Source organism: Rhizobium sp. AN68 (genome assembly GCF_030758035.1).
GTDB classification, from domain to species: Bacteria; Pseudomonadota; Alphaproteobacteria; order Rhizobiales; family Rhizobiaceae; genus Agrobacterium; species Agrobacterium tumefaciens.
On record NZ_JARWMI010000001.1, the window covers coordinates 149,707 to 167,971 of the forward strand.

Annotated in this window: 14 protein-coding genes; 5 read left to right on the forward strand and 9 right to left on the reverse strand. The window is 57.3% G+C overall.

Going from position 1 to position 18,265, the window contains the following annotated elements:
* Positions 1-26 precede the first annotated feature (26 nt).
* From RBH71_RS00715 to RBH71_RS00725, 3 genes are all read left to right on the forward strand, one after another.
* The gene (locus RBH71_RS00715; RefSeq protein ID WP_323686966.1) at positions 27-950 is read left to right on the forward strand and encodes a sugar phosphate isomerase/epimerase family protein; all 924 of its coding nucleotides are present in this window, start codon (positions 27-29) and stop codon (positions 948-950) included.
* A gap of 20 nt (positions 951-970) precedes the next feature.
* Positions 971-2,143 carry a Gfo/Idh/MocA family oxidoreductase gene (locus tag RBH71_RS00720; RefSeq protein WP_323686967.1) on the forward strand — a complete coding sequence of 391 codons (1,173 nt, stop codon included), beginning with the start codon at positions 971-973 and terminating at the stop codon, positions 2,141-2,143.
* Between the two features lie 133 nt (positions 2,144-2,276).
* Entirely contained in the window at positions 2,277-3,176 is a 900-nt protein-coding gene (locus RBH71_RS00725) for a sugar phosphate isomerase/epimerase family protein (RefSeq protein WP_097170238.1), read from the forward strand.
* A 283-nt stretch (positions 3,177-3,459) separates the two neighbouring features.
* On the opposite strand, the gene RBH71_RS00730 is transcribed toward RBH71_RS00725, so the two are convergent.
* The 9 genes from RBH71_RS00730 to RBH71_RS00770 form a co-directional block, all read right to left on the reverse strand.
* Positions 3,460-3,690: a BrnA antitoxin family protein gene (locus RBH71_RS00730; protein ID WP_013637508.1), complete on the reverse strand. Its 231-nt coding sequence runs from the start codon at positions 3,688-3,690 to the stop codon at positions 3,460-3,462.
* Between the two features lie 294 nt (positions 3,691-3,984).
* Positions 3,985-5,742 carry a gamma-glutamyltransferase gene (gene ggt, locus RBH71_RS00735; RefSeq protein WP_111851186.1) on the reverse strand — a complete coding sequence of 586 codons (1,758 nt, stop codon included), beginning with the start codon at positions 5,740-5,742 and terminating at the stop codon, positions 3,985-3,987.
* 522 nt (positions 5,743-6,264) lie between these two features.
* The gene (locus RBH71_RS00740; protein ID WP_111851221.1) at positions 6,265-6,990 is read right to left on the reverse strand and encodes an ATP-binding cassette domain-containing protein; all 726 of its coding nucleotides are present in this window, start codon (positions 6,988-6,990) and stop codon (positions 6,265-6,267) included.
* Between the two features lie 111 nt (positions 6,991-7,101).
* Positions 7,102-9,081 (reverse strand): Fe(3+)-hydroxamate ABC transporter permease FhuB, encoded by a 1,980-nt coding sequence (gene fhuB / locus RBH71_RS00745; protein ID WP_323686968.1) that lies wholly within the window; start codon positions 9,079-9,081, stop codon positions 7,102-7,104.
* On the reverse strand, positions 9,078-9,965 hold the full coding sequence (locus tag RBH71_RS00750; protein WP_323686969.1) for an ABC transporter substrate-binding protein: 888 nt from the start codon (positions 9,963-9,965) through the stop codon (positions 9,078-9,080). Before RBH71_RS00750 ends, fhuB begins: the two co-directional genes overlap by 4 nt.
* Before the next feature lie 4 nt (positions 9,966-9,969).
* Complete coding sequence (locus RBH71_RS00755; RefSeq protein WP_323686970.1) at positions 9,970-10,806, reverse strand: TonB-dependent siderophore receptor; 837 nt, start codon at positions 10,804-10,806, stop codon at positions 9,970-9,972.
* Positions 10,751-12,355: a TonB-dependent siderophore receptor gene (locus RBH71_RS00760; RefSeq protein ID WP_323686971.1), complete on the reverse strand. Its 1,605-nt coding sequence runs from the start codon at positions 12,353-12,355 to the stop codon at positions 10,751-10,753. The genes RBH71_RS00755 and RBH71_RS00760 overlap by 56 nt, the downstream gene beginning before the upstream one ends.
* Positions 12,356-12,546: 191 nt before the next feature.
* Positions 12,547-13,488 (reverse strand): FecR family protein, encoded by a 942-nt coding sequence (locus RBH71_RS00765; RefSeq protein ID WP_076844267.1) that lies wholly within the window; start codon positions 13,486-13,488, stop codon positions 12,547-12,549.
* Between the two features lie 32 nt (positions 13,489-13,520).
* The gene (locus tag RBH71_RS00770; RefSeq protein WP_003517117.1) at positions 13,521-14,033 is read right to left on the reverse strand and encodes an RNA polymerase sigma factor; all 513 of its coding nucleotides are present in this window, start codon (positions 14,031-14,033) and stop codon (positions 13,521-13,523) included.
* A gap of 614 nt (positions 14,034-14,647) precedes the next feature.
* Here RBH71_RS00770 and RBH71_RS00775 point away from each other — a divergent pair.
* Both RBH71_RS00775 and RBH71_RS00780 read left to right on the forward strand, forming a co-directional pair.
* Complete coding sequence (locus tag RBH71_RS00775; protein ID WP_111851191.1) at positions 14,648-16,102, forward strand: HlyD family secretion protein; 1,455 nt, start codon at positions 14,648-14,650, stop codon at positions 16,100-16,102.
* A 138-nt stretch (positions 16,103-16,240) separates the two neighbouring features.
* The gene (locus RBH71_RS00780) at positions 16,241-18,208 is read left to right on the forward strand and encodes a glycosyltransferase family 2 protein (RefSeq protein WP_323686972.1); all 1,968 of its coding nucleotides are present in this window, start codon (positions 16,241-16,243) and stop codon (positions 18,206-18,208) included.
* Positions 18,209-18,265 lie beyond the last annotated feature (57 nt).

Consider the following 18,265-nt stretch of genomic DNA (forward strand, 5'->3'; position numbering starts at 1 on the left):
CGACACCAGGGAAGGACCAGAATATTATGGGTATAACAGTCACCACAGCACCGTGCTGCTGGGGCGTCGATGACGTGCGCAATCCAAACCTACCGCCGTGGGAAATGGTATTCGACGAAGTCAAGGCGGCCGGATATGGGGGAGTGGAGCTTGGCCCCTATGGTTATGTTCCGCTGAACATCGACATGGTCTCTCAGGCTCTGACAAGTCGAGGGCTCTATATCGTCGCCGGAACGATCTTCAATGATCTTGTCGCTGAGGAAAACCGCGATAGCCTGCTGCGCCAGACGGACGAGATTTGCGCTCTGATCACCCGTCTGCCGAGGCCGCCGAAGGCGTCGGGCCAGCGATTTCCCGCACCTTATCTGACCGTCATGGATTGGGGACACGACGAACGCGATTATGTGGCGGGTCATTCCGACAGGGCACCCCGGCTCGATGACGCGGCATGGAACGGCATGATGGATAATATCAGGGCGATATCCGCTCTTGCCCGCGAGAAATATGGCGTTCGCGCCACCATTCATCCGCATGCCGGCGGTTACATCGAATTCGAGGACGAGATTGCCCGTCTCGCCATTGACATACCCCAGGAGGTTGCCGGTTTCTGCCTCGACACTGGCCATACCTGGTATGCCGGCATGGACCCTGTCCAAACCCTGCGCAAATACGCCGACCGTCTCGACTACATCCACTTCAAGGACATCGACAGGGCCGTTTTCGGCCGCGTGATGGGTGAGCACATTCGCTTCTTTGAAGCCTGCGCGCAGGGGGTCATGTGTCCCATTGGCAAGGGCTGTATCGATTATCCCGCCATTCGCGCCCTTCTTGATGAGCTTGGTTATGAAGGCTTTATCACCGTTGAGCAGGAGCGTGATCCGCGCAACGCGGGCGGTAGCCTCGCCGACGTAAAACTCAGCCGTGACTATCTCAAGTCGGCTGGCTTCTAACAATCCGGGACAGAAACCTCATGATTTACGGAACGCGTCAGACAAAACGACCTCTTCGCTGGGCTATGGTGGGTGGTGGTCGCGGCAGTCAGATCGGCTATATTCACCGCAGCGCCGCCCTGCGTGACCGCTACTTCGATCTGGTCGCTGGAGCCTTCGACCTCGATGCCGAGCGCGGCCGCGCCTTCGGTGTTGAACTGGGGCTCGAGCCTTCGCGATGCTACGCCGACTGGCGTGCGCTTTTCGCAGAGGAGGCAAAGCGTCCGGATGGGATCGAGGCAGTATCGATCGCAACGCCCAACAATACCCACTACGAGATCACCAAGGCTGCACTGGAAAGCGGGCTGCACGTTGTGTGTGAAAAGCCGCTGTGCTTCACGGTGGCCGAGGCCGAGGATCTTCAGCGTATCGCCGCAGAGCGCGGCCGTATTGTTGGAGTGACCTACGGCTATAGCGGCCACCAAGTCATCGAGCATGCCCGCGAGCTCGTTGCTGCCGGCGAGCTCGGGGAAATTCGTCTGGTCAACCTGCAATTCGCCCACGGGTTTCACAACGAGGCTGTCGAGCTTCAAAACCCGGCGACCCGCTGGCGCGTCGATCCGAAATTCGCAGGCCCAAGTTATGTGCTCGGCGATATCGGTACACATCCGCTTTATATTTCCGAGGTCATCCTGCCCGACCTCCGTATCAACCGGCTTCTGTGCACCCGGCAGAGCTTCGTCAAGACGCGTGCACCGCTCGAAGACAACGCCATGACCCTGATGGAATATGACAATGGCGCGTTTGGCACCGTCTGGTCGAGCGCCATCAATGCGGGTTCCATGCATGGACAAAAGGTGCGCGTCGTCGGATCAAAGGCTTCGATCGAATGGTGGGACGAGCAGCCAAACCAGCTACGATTTGAGGTTCAGGGCGAGCCGGTACGCATTCTTGAGCGTGGCATGGGCTACCTGCACGCAAAGGCACTTGCCGACGATCGTATCGGTGCAGGCCATCCCGAGGGTCTCTTCGAGGCCTGGGCTAACCTCTACGACCGCTTTGCAATCGCTATGGAGGCGCGCAACGAAAACGATGGCGAACGCCTTGGGAGCCTTCGGTTTCCGGGGATTGCGGCAGGGGTCGAGGGCGTTCGCTGGGTTGAGAACTGCGTTCGTTCTGCCGATCTCGGCGGGGTCTGGGTCGATTATCGGTAGCGCGATGGAGAGAGCAGCACCATTGGCGCAGCCCCATAAATGATTGCCACCCACGCGACGTGGTCCAGCAAGCGATGCTTGTCCGCATCGACGCTCCTGTGAAGGGGCGAATTTATATTATCAGGAGGTTTTGATGAAACACGCACTCGATCCGCACATGATCCGTCATTTATCTCTGGAGGAAATTTGCCGAAAGACCGCCGAGCTGGGATACGACTATGTTGAGCTCTCACCCCGTCCGGACTTTCTCTCCTGGTGGACGCGTCCGAAGGTTTATCCCGAGAGGGTAAAGAGCTTCAAGAAGGCCCTCAAGGACCATGGGGTGGGCCTGGCAACGCTGCAGCCAATGTACCGCTGGGCCAGCCCATACCAAGACGAGTGGGAAACGGCGATAGAGAACTGGAAGCGTGCCATCGAAATTGCGGCAGAGATGGAATGCCCGATGTTGGTCTCGGAGTTCGGGCGAGGGGGATCCCCGGATCGAAGCCTGAATGACCGCAGCGGCTTGCATCGTCCGGAGACGTGTGAGGGGCAGTTTTTCCGTGCGATGGATATCCTCGTGCCAATTCTGGAGCGCGAAGGGCTGATCCTCTCGCTCGAAGCGCATCCAGAGGACTGGATTGAGGAAATCGCCCCTGCCATCGATATCATCAAGACGATCAATTCAAAGGCTGTAAAGGCATCGTTCATCGCGCCCCATACCTTCTTCTACGGTCCCGACATGGTTGCTAACCTGCGAGTGACCGAGGGGCTTCTTGCACATGTGCGCCTCGCAGACACCTATGATCATAACAAGTCTTCGCAACTGCGCTACATTGTAAATCCGCCTGGAGCGAAGGTGCGCGTCCATCAACACACCGACTTCGGCCAAGGTGAGATCAACTGGGAAGTATTCTTCTCAACTCTTGCCGACATGAAATTCGACGGTGTCCTTTCAAATTGCGTTTTCGCTTGGGAGGACCGAGCCGAAGACAGTGCCCGTTTCATGCTTCGTGAGACACAGATGTATGTGAACAAGTACTGGCCAAAGTAACGCCTCCTCAATCGCGGAGTGGTCGAAAAGGCCCTGCGATATGACCAGGCTTTTGTGGCTCGACCAGATCAACCGGCCTTTCGATGCTATCCCACAGTCACGGGATAGTTCACTGGGCCACACCTGGTACGAGCGCCTTCAACGCGGAGGAGGCCTTCTCGATTCGACAGAGGTCCGGGCTGACTGTGAATGGCGCATGATTGCGCCACGCTTGCCCAACGAGCCGCGAGGCCGAGAAGCGGCAGCTATTGACGGGGCATGGGGTCGGTACGTTTCAAGAGCTTTAATTGGACGCATTCATTGCGGCTCGCAAGGTATCGTTGATGCGCTCTTGCCAGCCCGGACCGTCGGCTTGAAAATGCGCGAGCACATCGCTGTCGATTTTCAATGATACAAGCTCTTTGGTGTTAGGAATTGCAGGCCGTTCAACGGCTGGCGCTGCGACCTTCTTTGCCGGTTTGAACAGCGCCTCTGCTGCGTCTTTCGGATTGGACGGTCGTCGGGGTGTTGCCATGGTCATATATCCTCTTGTGTCGTGCGCTCGAACAGCGCAGCCTGTCAGTTTCTGTTTGCAGGCTGTATGTCAAACACAGCGGTGGTCGCAACCCACGTGTAGTGGTTAGCCGGAAGAACGTAATCGCTGCCGATAAACCGTCAGCCTCCCCGCGCAATCTGGAAGAGATCGTGCACCGTTGTCCACAATTGCATCAGGAGGCCGCAGGTTCTTGTCAAGGTGTTAGCGCCCCTTGGCGAGATACACACCCTTCGTGTTGACCTATTCTCATGCCCTTTCCGCTGGCGGAGCGTTTCACTCCCCTGCCGCCACTCCCTCGCGTCGTGGATCCGCGCTGCCGATCAAACCCTCGGCGGTTATCTCGATTGCATGCAAACCGGAATTCATCTCGCCCGGTTTCACCTCGTAACCCAGCGCCTTCAGTGGCCCTGCCAGACCTTCCGCGCTTGTACCGGCCTCGATGTCGTAGGTGCCGAAGCGGTTGATGAGATGCGGCTGGGAGACGATCGCCTCTACAGGCATGCCCCAATCGATATAGGCGATCAGCGCCTGCGCTACATAGCCGATGATCTGGCTGCCGCCCGGCGAACCGATGGCGAGCAGCGGTTTGCCATCCTTCATCACGATCGTCGGGGCCATGGAGGAGCGCGGTCGTTTGCCTGGCTCAACGCGGTTGGCGATCGGCAGACCGCCATCATGGGTCTTGAAGGAAAAGTCCGTCAACTCATTATTGAGCAGGAAGCCGTTCGTCATCAGACGCGAGCCGAAGCCGCTTTCGATCGTTGTCGTCATCGAGACCACGTTGCCGTCCTTGTCGACGATGACAAAATGGCTTGTGGAGGGCAACTCGATCGCCGCATCCCGGCCGAAAAGCAGCGCGTGGTCCCATTCCGGCTCGCCGGCCTTGACGGCATCGTTGGTCAACGCCTTATCGCCGTCGAGCAGCTTTGCCCTCCCGCCCAAATAGGTCTTGTCCAACAGGCCCTTGATCGGCAGCGGCACGAAATCGGTGTCAGCGACGTAACGCTCGCGGTCGGCGAAGGCGAGACGCTGGGCGTCGCCGATAATGCGCCAACTGTCGACATTTTTTGGCCCAAGCGCCTTGAGATCAAAATTCTCCACCAGACCAAGCGTCTGGCCGATGGCGATTCCGCCCGACGACGGCGGCCCCATGCCGCAAACGTCAAGAGCACGATAGGCAAAGCAGACCGGCTCGCGCTCGACGACCCGATAGTTGGAAAGATCGGCCAGCGACAGCACGCCGGGATTGTCGGCCGCCTCGCGCACAGTCTTGACGATCGCCTCGGCAATTCGCCCTTTGTAAAAGGCATCGGCGCCGCCTTTGGCGAGCGCCGCAAGCGTCTCGGCATAGGCCGGGTTCTTCAAAGGAACGCCGGCCCGCAGGGCGGCCCCGGAGGTGTCAAAGAAATAGGACCGGGGTTCTGTATATTTCTTCAACCGGTCTCCCTCGGACGCGATCAGGGAGGCAAGACGCGGCGACACCTTAAAGCCCTCGGTAGCCAGCGTTTCCGCCGGCTTCAGCAGGCTTGCCCATTCGGCCTTTCCATAGCGTTTGTGGGCTTCCTCCAGAAGTCGCACCGTTCCCGGCGTGCCAACAGAGCGGCCGCCGACCACTCCGTCCATGAATTTTAGCGGTTGACCCTTGTCATCCAGGAATAGCTTCGGTGTGGCTTCCATCGGCGCCGTCTCGCGGCCGTCAAACGTGGTCAACTTGCCGCTTTTTGCGTCGTAATAGACCAGGAAGGCACCCCCACCGAGACCGGAACTCTGCGGTTCAACGAGGCCGAGCATGGCCTGCACCGCCACCATTGCATCGATGGCGTTACCGCCCCTGGCAATCACATCACGCCCTGCCTCAGTCGCCAGCGGATTGGCCGCCGCTACCATGAAGCTTTTTGCCTCGATGCGTTTGGCAGTCGCAATATCGGTCGCTTTTTCGGGCGCCACCGTGTCGGACGCCTGCTGCGCCGAGGCGACTGCGGTGGAAAACATCAAGGCGAAAAATGCCTCACCGAGAAATTTCATTTTCATCAGCCAAATCCTCCAGCGACGTACAACTCGTTAATGTAGCAGGGCATTCAACTGAGCCAGCAGGCAGGCCGAACCTTTATCGACCACGGCACGGCCACTTTTAGAACTCTTCCTTCACTGCTGCAAAGCTTCGGCCTTCACCGGTATTTCAGCCCCGTCCGTTGGCTCGCTCCGCTGTTAAGCGTCTGTCTGGCGCGCCGCTCTTTTTCGGCACTATGGTGGCTGTCTCGCCGCATGTCCATCATGTCGAAGGGGCGACCTGTCGTTGGAAAACGGAAATCTGCTCATTTCCCATCCGACAAGCCTTTCGAGTTGGTATATTGCGGCGGACTTCTCTGCCTTCTTCAGGAAACCGGGAGGCAGGCTCGTATTATTTTTCCGACAGTATAGATGGGCAGTTTGGTGTTCATCCAAGCCACGAGCTGGAGGTAATGACATAGGACGGAACGCAAGGGCAGTAAATGCAGGCGCTGTTGTCTCCACGCATCTGCCTTAATAACGGCGTCGCCGGTTCGGATCCTTTCAACTGCGTGGATATGCCAGCGGCAGACCGCTATCAGGATGGCGCATAACGCCCATTCGCGTCTCGTAGATTGCTTGCAGTTGATCCGGGGCCACGATGTCATCTGGTCCTCCACGTGCAATGAGTTTTCCACAATGAAGTGCCAGGATTTCGTCACAAAAGCGAGCCGCCATGTTCACGTCGTGGAGCACGACGATGGCCCCAAGTCCACGCTCGTCAACGAGCCGGCGAACAAGCGTGAGAATGTCGATCTGGTGGGCGATATCAAGGGCCGAGGTCGGCTCATCAAGGAGGAGACAATCGGGGTTTTGCGCAACGAGCATCGCGAGCCAGACGCGCTGCCGCTCCCCACCTGAAAGCGTGTCGATGAAGCGGGCGCGATAACGCGCAACGTCTGTCAGCCTCATCGCTTCCTCCACCCTCGTCTTGTCCTCGGGGCCAAACCGGCCAAGAGCGCCGTGCCATGGATATCGTCCGAGCGCGACTAGCTCGCTGACAAGCATACCTGCAGTATCGGGCGCCTGCTGGGGCAAATAGGCCACCTTACGAGCGAACGGCCTGCTGCCCCATTCATGCAAGTCTGTTCCATCAAAGGAAATCTTGCCAGCACTGAGTGGATTTTGGCGGGCCAGGAGCTTGATCAATGTCGACTTGCCAGAGCCATTGTGCCCGATCAGGCCGATAATTCGCCGTGCTGGCAAACTTATTGTCAGTGGTTCGAGCAAAACCCGAGTTCCGACAGAGAAACTGGCCCGCTCCAACTCAAAAAGGGGTATCCTCGAGATGGTTCTCGTTCTGCTGTCTTTGGATATCTGAACCAAGGCTGTTACCTCATTTTAGAACCTGGGGCTTTGTCTGCCCCGCGAGCGGATCACCCACAGAAAGTATGGCCCCCCGATAAAGGCGGCGATAACGCCTGCGGGAATCTCATAGGGAAAGTCGGCAGCCCGTCCCAACCAGTCGGCTGAGATCATCAGCGTTGCGCCGACCGCGCTCGCCGTGAGAAGCCTCAGGATTTGGCCGCGTGCCCCGGCCGCTCGGGCGATGTGCGGTGCCATCATGCCGACGAAGCTCAACGGGCCAACAATTACGGTCGCAGCTCCCGTCAGGACGGCAATGAACAGCAAAAGCACGAGGCGGGATCGCGCCGGATTGAGTCCAAGAGAGCGTGCAGTGCTGTCCCCAAGCGCCAAGACCTCTAGCGGGCGGCGCAAGAGTGGCGAGATGGCCAGCCCGATCAAAACCAACGCTGCAGCGATGCTCGCGACGAAGCTGGTTGCACGAAAGGTAGGGCCCATGGTCCACGCCAGAATGTAACTTGCGCGCGGATCGCCACTGGCGACAATGAGCGAAATTATCGCAGTCGCGAGCGCACTGATGGCTATGCCAGACAGAAGAACAGGTCCAGGCGCATAGCTTTTCCCTTTTGCCACAAGCAGAATGATCGCAAACGCAGCGATTGCACCGGTTATGCCGCCGGCAAGCGGCAAAATAGGCGACGCCATTCCTCCGGCGAAGAAAGCTGCGATGATCCCCAGTCCGGCTCCGGCACTGATACCGAGCCCTTCCGGGCTCGCTATGGGATTACGCGTGATCGTTTGTGTGAGGGAACCCGCAATGGCCAGCATTGCGCCGGCACTTGCCGAGGTCAGGACCCTTGGCCATCGACCGGCAAACAACACGGATGTTTCGACCCCGCCAGCTATGAAGCTCTCGGTCAGCGAGAACAATGCGATAACGGCAGCAATGGCAAGAGAACCTGGCAGCAAAAAGCAGCCTGCCAGAGGGTTCTCTCTTTGGTTCAGGGCATTGCTGTTAAGCTGGTCAACGGAGTGGGGCACATGTTTGATGAGCACCAACATCACTATGGCGCCGATGATTGCGGTGGCGGTACCCGTTGGCACCTCACCGACGACGGGCGCTCCAGCAAGCACGAGACTGTCAGCGAGCAGCAGGAGGCCGGCACCAAGCAGTCCTCCCCACAGCAGTCGTTGGCGGAGCGTTCGAGCGCCAACTATTCGGGCGAGGTTGGTGGCTGCAAGGCCGACGAACGCGATGACGCCGACGCGGGCTACAACAACAGCCGACAGTACGGTTGCGATAAACAGTACCACCGCGCGCAACCCGCCCGGAGACAGTCCGAGGCTGCGGGCATGGCTTTCATCAAGACCGATAACTGAAAGCGGTCGAAAGAACAGCAACAGCAGCGGTATCAGCACGATCATGCGCAAGGCCAATGCGGTCGCGTTGGAATAGTCATTCTGGATGAGTGAACCACTTCCCCAGATGAACACCCCTCGCAGATATTCGTGGTGAAACAAGGCTAGTATGACGGAGGCCGAGCCGGCGGAAAAGCTGATCACCATCCCACAGAGAAGGAGTGTCATCGGTGCGAAGTTTGAAGCTTTTCCCAGTCCCGCAACGAGTGTTACGGCGACGAGGCCGCCTACAAGCCCGGCTATCTCGCGCTCGCCTGCCGTAACTGCAACTGTAGAAAGGGAAAGAAGGGTGATCGCCAACTGAGCGCCAGAAAGTATCCCGAGCGTCGAGGGTTCTGCCAGAGGGTTTTTTAGGAGCTGCTGGAATATTACACCCGTGAAAGCAAGCGCACCACCAGCCAGCAGAGCGACGAGGAACCGTGGGACAATCGAGAAATAGACATAGATCTGGCCGAACGAAGCTGGATCCGGCTGCCATAAGGCCGCTGGAATGTCGGAGATCGCCACATAGTGACCAACGGCAAAGGCGTGGAGTGCGATCGCTGCCAGTGTGATGGTAAAGGCGAGGCGCGGTGGGGTGATGAAACGGTTTCTCATGCGATGCCGAGACTCTGCCGTAGGACTTCGGCAAACCGCATCGCTGATGGAAACGCGCCAAATACCCACGTGGGTGGAATCATCGATACACGACCATTCCGTACGGCTGGCAAGGCGTTCCATAGTGCGCTTTGCCAAAAAAGGCCCGGTGGACCCGGCTCGATGATGACCAGTCTTGCTTCAGGATAGCGCGCGATCGCCTCCAATCCCGCCGTTGCGAAGCCCCAGTTATTGGTCTTGCCATCCCATGCGTTGGCAATACCGATCCGTTTCAGGACATCATCGAACAAGCCACCTGCGCCGTAGATATCGATAAGCCTGTCATCCGTAAACTTGATGATCAAAAGGGCGCGCCCGTCGTAGTCTTTTGCGTTGTGAGCTATCGCGTTCAGTCTCGCGTAGGACATTTCCAAATAGTCTGTCGCACGCTCTTCCCTGCCAATGCGACGTGCAATCTCCTTGAGGGCGTGTTCTGCGGCAATCAATGGTTGCCGGGCGGGGCCGTAAAGCGGCAGCGCAAGGGTGGGAGCAATCGCGCCGAGACGTTCAGCAGAGATACCATACCCGGCTTGAGACACGATCAGCTCGGGTTTCAGGGCTCTTAGCAGTTCAACGTTCGGCCATGATCTCAGGCCAAGGTCGATCGTGTCTGTCGAAAGTGCAGGTGTTACAACGCGGTCACGGTAAAGAGGGGCTTCGGCAACAGCAAATGGCTTGTAGTCCAGAGCGAGAAGGCTTTCTGCCCAGCCCCAGTCCAACACGGCGAGCCGATGCGTTTCCGTGCTTGCTGTTGCCACTGCTGGCAGGAAAACGGAAGCCAACCCGGCGGTGAATTGCCGCCGCGTCAGCCTGTAATCACGACGTGGGTAACGAGCGTCAGACACAATCCTACCAGCTATACTTGAGAGTAGCGTAGACGGTGCGACCCTCGCCCCAATAGCATCCCGTTGCAGCAATGCAGGTCGAGACATACTTGCGGTCGAATATGTTGCTGACATTCAGCGACGCCTTCAAACCTTCCAGCTTCGGGTCCGCCTTGCCGAAATCGTAGCGAACGGCAGCATCAAATACGGTGTATGAGGGGATGTCGAATTTGTTGGCATTTTCTCCAAAAGTCTGACCGGTGTAACGGGCGCCACCGCCAAAGCTCAGACCATCCCAGATGGTCGATGTCTGCAGTGTGTAGTCCAGCCAAAGCGATGCCTGCTGGCGTGGGACAAAGGCAAACCGATTGCCCTCGTTGCTGATACCCGTAGCATTCGGATTGGCTTTGGTGATCTCGCTGTCGGTATATGCATAAGATGCCAAGACAGAGAATGCGTCTGTGATTTCCGCCTTGCCCTCAAGTTCGACACCGCGCATCCTGACTTGGCCCGTCTGCACACTGTAGTTCGTGAATCCGGGGGTCGTATCTGGCGACAGGACATTGTCCTGCGTGAGGTGATAGGCAGAAAGGGTGACGAAGCTGTTGCTACCGTTGGGCTGGTACTTGACCCCAACCTCGAACTGTTCACCGGTAGTAGGCTCGAAGGCGTTACCCAAACGGTCGGTGCCGCTGGCCGGATTGAAGGAGGTTGAGTAGCCGGCGTATGGCGACAAACCGTTGTCAAAATTATATACGAGGCCGGCCCTCCAGGTAAACTTGCCGTCTCTCTGATCGACCTGATTGTCAGCGACGCTCGTCCGGGTCCTCGTATCTGTATTTGCCCCAGTCGTAGCGGCCACCGAGCGAGAACACGAAATTGTTCCACTCCATCTGATCCTGAGCGTAGAGCCCGGTCTGGCTGCGGTCCTGATCGATCCGTGTTGCGATCGGCGGGCGCGTGATCGCCGTTGCGCCGTAGATGGGGTCAAGTCCATTGAAGGGAGTGAAAATCGGGGAAAGCGCGGACTCTTCGTAGCGGCTGCTTTCGTAGGAATAGTCGAGGCCGAACAATGCGGTATGAGCGACGTCCCCCGTTTGGAAATTTCCGATCGCTTGATTGTCGACGGTGACGGCGCGGGCACTTTCGGGAAACGCCCAGGCATATCGGTAAAAGGCCGTGGGATTGCAGGCTGCCGGGCAATAGGGCTGAACGCGCTGAGTGTCCGTTCCGATATAGGAGTAGCGAAGGTTCTGTCTGATGGTCCAGGTGTCATCGACTTCGTGTTCGAACTCGTAACCGACAGATGCCTGGTCGCTCTTGTAGCGGTCGTAACCAGGTTCGCCTGGGAATGCACTGCGGGGCAATTCCGGATACATGCGGGTATAGAGTGTGCCGTTCGCGGGAAGCGCCGGCGCTCCGCCGCCGCCGGGAGAGTCGATGTGCTGATAGCTACCGTAAACCGTCAGTGATGTTCCCTCATCCGCCTTGAAAGTGAATGAAGGCGCAATATATCCCTTCTTCTCGCGCACATAGTCATACTGGGTATCGGTCAACCGGCCGACGCCGACGATGCGGTAGAGGAAACTGTCATCGTCACCAGCGCCACCGCCGAGATCGAACGCTGTCTGTATACGCTTATCGGTGCCGAACTGCATCTCCACTTCATTAAGAGCAGTTGCGCTCGGCCGTTTTGATACCATGTTGATCAGACCGCCGGGATCGCCCTGGCCATAGAGGACCGATGCTGGACCCTTCAGGACTTCGGCGCGCTCGAGGCTGAACGGTTCGACACGTGGCTGGGCATAGCCGCGCGATCCAAACGGTAGGCGCAGGCCATCCAGATATCGACTTGGTCGAAATCCACGTATCGTAAACCAGTCATATCGGGAATCGTCGCCATATTGGCTGATGACGCCTGGCGTATAGCGAAGAGCCTGGGTCAGCGTGGTCGAACCTTGAGCAGCAATCTGGTCTTTCGTTACAACATTGACGGCCTGTGGAGTGTCTTTGAGTGAGGTGCCCGTCTTCGTCGCTGTGGCGCTCTGTGTGGCGACAAACCCCTCTACAGGCCCACGAGCGTTCTCTCCCTGCACAACGATGGGCTCAAGGATTGTCGCGCCAACCGCACTGGCGCTTGACGAGGAGTTTTGCGGGTTGATCAAAAGGACCGTATTTGCGGTCGTAAATCGGAAGGTCAGGCCTGTGCCCGCGAGAAGACGTCTGAGCGCGCCCTCAGCCGAGAGATTTCCGGCTGTACCGACGCTGCGCAGGTTTGCCGGCAGAGGACCGTCAAAAGCGACATCGATACCGGTCACCGATGAGAAGCGCACCAGCGCAGCCGACAGGGGCTGACCGGAGATCGCAAATTCGTAGCTCTTGGCGGTCTGAGCAACTGCTCCTGTTGACAAGACGACGGTCGTAAAACTGGCGCAGGCCGCCAACAACATTATACGGTACAGTCTCATGCGAAAGCCGCCGGCTTGGTTTTTATGTGTCACTCGTTTTGCCCCCTGCAAACGGACCAATACCCGAGCATTTTCGGGCTTCTGAACAGGGGACGTTTCAGCTTGGAAAAAACCTCGGTCGATTTTCTGATTTTTTATTGCGGATAGATCAACGTCAGCAAAGGCGAGTAGCTCGCAATACGGATAGGCAGGCCGTGCTCCAGACTTTCCAGTATCCGACCGGCCCTGCGCACGTCCACGATGATGCTGATCGGCCGGCGGGCCAGGGCTCTGTCCATGACAATCATCTTGCCGTAGCGCCATTTTGACAGGGCAGCAACGACATCCTCGAACGGAGCCGAGATGAAAACGAGCCTTCCGCTTCGCCACGAGAGTCTCGTCTCAATATCCGTCTGTGATGGCACCGACAGTTTGTCATTGGCGAAAAGCACGGACTGCCCCTCCTGGACGATCCGCTCTTGGCTCAACGATGAGACCTTTACCGTGTGTTCTGCAACCGCGACGACGATACCTTCCTCATGCATCCCAACGGAAAACTGAGTGCCAAGCGCTAAAGCTCTGAGGTCCTTACAATCAACAGAGAACGGTCGAGCAGCGTCCCGCGCGACGGTGAAAAACGCTTCGCCTTGTTGTAAAATGACGTGTCGCTGGCCCGCCGTGAAATTTAACGATATGGCGCTCGCCGTCGACAGTTCGGCAACCGATCCGTCTGGCAAGGAAAAGCGCGCGGTCTCTCCGACGCCTGTCCGGTAATCTGTTTGCTGCCTTAAATATGCGTGCGTCCCAAGCCCGGCGGCGGTCAGGATAGCAAGTGCACCGCCGGATTTCAGGATTTTTCGCCGTCTGACAGATGCAGGGCTTGATACCTCTGGCAGGGCCGAGGCTCCAAGCCACAAACGTTCCAGTTCGGCATAGGCTCTCGCATGGGCCGGGCTTTGTTCGAGCCAAACCCTGAAATTGGCACGGTCGAGTGGTGTCGCGCTGTCATCGAGAAGCAGCGCGAACCATTCGGCCGCACGGCGTGATATCTCTGGATCATTGTCAGGACAGTGCTCCTGAAGGGAAAAATCCTGCATCCGCCGCCTCATTCTTAGCCGCCATGCGACTTTTAGCGCTCGTAGTTGACCTCTGCACGCAACCGCTCAAGCGCCACGACCATGTGACCAAAGACCGTTTTGGGCGATATTCCCAGTCGTTCGCCAATCTCGACATATGTCAGGCCGTCGATACGAGCGAGTATAAAAACCTGCTGGGCGCGGGCAGGCATGTGTTCCAGTGCGGCCTGAACGCGAAGCAGTTCCTGACGGCTGATGGTAGCTGCTTCCGCAGATGGTGCGGGATCACGAATGGATTCAAGGCCTTCGATCCCGTCCACAAAGGGGGCAATCTTGCGGCGGCGTTCGTGATCAAGCGCAAGATTGCGGCCGGTAATCATGAAATAGGCTGCCAGGTCGACAACATCACGTAACAGGCCCGGCCGTTCCCAAAAGCGAAGAAAAGTATCCTGAAGGAGATCGGCAGTTGTCGCCGGGCAATGGACCCGACGGTAGATGACGCGCATCAGACGAGAGCGTACGCCCATAAAGGTCTCGAGGATTTCAGGGTGTTTTGCGCTTTCCATGAAAACGCTGCTACCATTGGCTCGGGATCAAATCAAGATAAGATGAAATTTGCAATCAAGTTTTTACGCCGCCAAGCGCTTGCGTATTGCAGCCGATTTGATCGGCTCGCCATTGATGCTTGTGATGCCCAGCAGCAATCTGCTCTTCGCAGAGCCTTCTCCGTACCCGGCGAAGGCGGAACCGACGCCATGCCGAATGTCACAGCTTGGCGTGTTGCCAGGACCAGATCTTGTTCCGACCCCTTTTTGGCTACCGCGAATACTGATCTGTGGACGCCGGCCTATCGAAAGTTGGATATGGGAAACCAGACTCGTGCCGCTGCCTTGGGCAAGCGGATGCTTCTATAGGTTGCAACCTGGGCGGCCGGGTGAGAGCCCGCATAATAACCAGATGCCATTTAAAAGGCACAGCTGATACGAAACGATTGAAATTTAGCTCTGTAGTTTTTCGTGGACGAGTTTTTGCGATTTCAACGCTGGCAGATGCCTATGATTTAGGCGATATCGAAAAATTTATTAATGCAATCTTAACGATGTTGCGTCGCAAAAAAACTTAGTGAACTATTTTAATACTGCGGGAGGAAAGGCTGTTCAACAAAACAGGAGTTGATATCATGCTGTTCCGCAATAGAGACAAAGAAGTGCGCCAAAGTGCGTCGGTGAAGCTGGCCTCCTATACTGTCCTTGGCGTTGTCGCCACGGTGTTTTCATCTTCTGTGTTTCCGCCGGTCTTCACATCCCAGACGAACCGCGCCCTCATCAATGCACCGGTCATTCCGCTGACGACACCGATCAGCGGTGTGGTAAAGATATCCGACAAGAACGGTAAGGCTGCTATTGAAAACGACAAGGTCGACAATACCACGCTCATCGGCCTGAAGGTGCAATTGGCAGCACTCGATAATGAACTTCGCCAGAAGAACGGAATTATTGGCGACTATGCAAGCCGCGTCGACGATTTAAACAGGGATCTTGCCAGTCAGCAGGCGGCGTTACTGCAAAGAACCGAATCTGACCTACAGGCAGCCAATGCAGCCTTGCAGATGGTGACCTATTCGACCCGAATTGCAAAAGCGGAAGCCACGCGAAAACAGAAGCTGATGGCGAAGGGGATGTATTCTGGAATCGGAGAGGATATAGCGGACACAATACAACTTGAAGATACAAAGCTGCAAGCTGCCAAAGTCGCCGTTGACAAACTCACCAAGGAAATGAACTTCGCGCGCCAAGGCATCTATATCGGCTCCGATTTGCAATCGCTGCAAAATCTTCAGCAGGAAATTCGCACACGGTCCGCAGATCTGCTGCAGATCCGGATGCAGATGACCACCATGCAGACGCGCAAAAGCGAGCTCGAAACGCTGGCATCGGCGGAGAGCGCACGTATTGAAAGACTGACCCGCGCCGATCTTTCCATTCCACCGGGTACGACGCTCTACAAGCCCGTGGCTGCGACCGGCCGTGAAGTGGTTGCAGGCGACACGCTGGCGGAGGCGCTTGACTGCCGCAACGCTTTCGTCGTGGCGATTTTTTCAGAGCGTCAGGCACAGGCGCTTTCCGTCGGTTCTCGGGTGAAGGTGAGTTCCGATGCCTGGGCGGAAGAATCCGATGGGGTGGTGGAGCGCCTGGTGCCACGTACTACCGAACGTGTCGACCTCGATTACGCCGTGCCCTTTCCACCAACAGAGCGGCGAGAGCTCTACGCCTATATTCGCATGGACAGCAGGGCACAGGAAAAATTGACCGAGAACGGCGCCTGTTCGGTCGGCACGTGGGTGAGTGTGAGCCTGCCGCGCGAGTGGCTCGGCAAAACCCGGAATTATGTGCATGAAGCATCAGCCAGCCTGTTCCAGTTTGCAAAGACCTCCGTCAGCGAATTGCCGGATGTCAGGCAGGCCGCATGGGCACTGATCGAAACGTCGCGTGATACGCTATCCGCACACACTGGTATCGAGTGGCCCCAACAGCGGCCGGACGTGCCTGGCCGGGCACATCAGCCCGATATCATCACCCAGCACCCTCTCGGCAATACGGATGCCACCGGAAAGGCGCCGCGCACCCAATCCTGACACCCGCATGGATTGGACGGGCCCCTGCGGGAGTGCGATGCAAACCCGCAGGGCGACCCACCACCTGTTTAAGACACTCGAAGCAACCTCATTCACGCGCGGCGTGCCGCGCGCCTGACCAACCATGAGGATAAGTCGATGTATTTCAGCCCTGATGGCGATGTTCAGTCGGTACTCTACGTCAATCTTGTCATCGCCCTTTGCGCGATCCTGTTTACCATACTGGCCGACCCGCGCAGGGTCCTGGACCGGTTGGCCTTCAGTGCGATTATGCTGCTGTCTCTTGGCCTTTACATATTTTGGCGCGCCACCGATACGCTGCCACCCTTCGAGCTTTCTCTGGAGACTGCCTGGAACTACATTTATTTCACCTTCGAGCTGATCTCCGTTTTTTACGCCATCGGCTCGATCCTGATCCTGACGAGGCGGACGGACTGGTCTTTTCTGGCTGATAGAGGGGAAGCCGCGATTGCAACTAATCCCGATGCGCCACTCGTTGACGTCTTTATCTGCACCTACAACGAACCTTTGAACGTCCTTGAGAAGTCGGTTATCGCGGCCCAGGCCATGCAATATCCGCAGCTGCGTGTTTTTGTCTGCGACGACACGCGCAGGCCGGAAGTGCGGGACTATTGCGAGACGGTCGGCGTCAATTATGTGACGCGCCCGGACAATAGACATGCCAAGGCGGGAAATCTGAACAATGCACTTGAACACACCAATGCGCTGCCACAGGTTTCCGATTTCATCATGGTTCTGGATGCGGACTTCGCGCCACAGGCCAACTTCCTTCGTCGCGTAACCGGTCTTTTCGCCGATCCCAAGGTGGCAGTTGTGCAGACACCGCAATTTTACTTTAATTGCGACCCAATCCAGCACAACCTCGGCATCCGCAATTCCTTCGTCGATGATCAACGTGTATTCTTTGATGTATTCCAGCCGGCCAAGGACGCGGTCGGTTGCGCTTTCTGCGTCGGGACGAGTTTTGTCGTGCGGCGTGCGGCGGTCAACGAGCTCGGCGGGTTTCCGCATGATGCACTTTCCGAAGATATGCTGCTGACCTACCGCCTGATGGAGCGAGGTTACGTCACACGCTGGCTCAACGAAAAACGCAGTGTCGGTCTATCGGCTGAGGGCCTGCCAGAATATATCACGCAACGCACGCGGTGGTGCCTGGGCACCATTCAGATCGGCCTTCTGCGGACGGGACCATTGTGGCGTGGCAAGTTCACGCTGACACAAAGGCTGCATTATCTGCACGGGCTGTTTTGCTGGCTGTCGAAGCCTTTCATTCTCTGCCTGTTGCTGGCACCATCGATCTACTGGCTGACAGGCGTTTCCGCCCTTCAGGCCGACGAGCTGATGTTCATGAAATTTGGACTGTCGTCACTGGCTTTGTTTTGGGCCTACTCCACCTGGATATCGGGAAAACGCACCCTACCGCTGTTCACCGAAGTGACGCATGCGCTGACCGCTGTTCCCATCACCATCACCTTGTTTCAGGCTATGCGCAAACCCTTCGGACGTCCCTTTAAAGTCACGGAGAAAGGTGGTGACCGGTCACAGGTGCGCATTCATGGGCCTACAGCGCTATTTTTCGCAATCGTCACCGTCACCTCCGCGGTTTCAGTTCTACTCGCCGTTTACGCATGGGACGCCCCTGTAGAATTTTCGGCGCGAGATTGTCTCAACCTCATCTGGTCGGCGGTCGCCATGGTGATTGCCTTCACCAGCCTCATCTGCTGCATCGAATTACCACGTGTCGACAAGGAAGAGCCGATCGGCGTGGATCTCGAAGGCCGTTTGCAGTGCGCAAGCGAGGTGAAGGCGGTACGGATCGTGGCGCTTTCGACCGAAACCGCGACCCTGGCGGATTTCAACCGGTCTTACGCCGAGGCAGAGTCCCTGTACGTGCCCGATGTGGGCTGGGTGCAGATCGATGCAACGAAGGTGTCGCAAACGCCCGGCAAATTCACTCTCACCCCGACTGCCGACCAGCATCGTGCAATCTTGAGGCTGCTTTTCCGCAATGCGCCCGAAAATGTCGCGGAACAGGGCGACCTCTTGAAGTCCATGCAGATGTTACTCGCAAGGGCCTTCAGCTAAGACAATTCGCGCCAAACCCGGGACCGTGCTCGACGTAAACCGCAAGCTAGAGGCGGG

Coding starts and splice junctions, on each gene's coding strand:
- RBH71_RS00765 (WP_076844267.1), bottom strand. CDS start 13,488: ATGCAGGATTTTTCCCTTCAGGAGCACTGTCCTGACAATGATCCAGAG.
- RBH71_RS00780 (WP_323686972.1), top strand. CDS start 16,241: ATGTATTTCAGCCCTGATGGCGATGTTCAGTCGGTACTCTACGTCAAT.
- RBH71_RS00725 (WP_097170238.1), top strand. CDS start 2,277: ATGAAACACGCACTCGATCCGCACATGATCCGTCATTTATCTCTGGAG.
- RBH71_RS00715 (WP_323686966.1), top strand. CDS start 27: ATGGGTATAACAGTCACCACAGCACCGTGCTGCTGGGGCGTCGATGAC.
- RBH71_RS00770 (WP_003517117.1), bottom strand. CDS start 14,033: ATGGAAAGCGCAAAACACCCTGAAATCCTCGAGACCTTTATGGGCGTA.
- RBH71_RS00730 (WP_013637508.1), bottom strand. CDS start 3,690: ATGGCAACACCCCGACGACCGTCCAATCCGAAAGACGCAGCAGAGGCG.
- RBH71_RS00775 (WP_111851191.1), top strand. CDS start 14,648: ATGCTGTTCCGCAATAGAGACAAAGAAGTGCGCCAAAGTGCGTCGGTG.
- ggt (WP_111851186.1), bottom strand. CDS start 5,742: ATGAAAATGAAATTTCTCGGTGAGGCATTTTTCGCCTTGATGTTTTCC.
- RBH71_RS00720 (WP_323686967.1), top strand. CDS start 971: ATGATTTACGGAACGCGTCAGACAAAACGACCTCTTCGCTGGGCTATG.
- fhuB (WP_323686968.1), bottom strand. CDS start 9,081: ATGAGAAACCGTTTCATCACCCCACCGCGCCTCGCCTTTACCATCACA.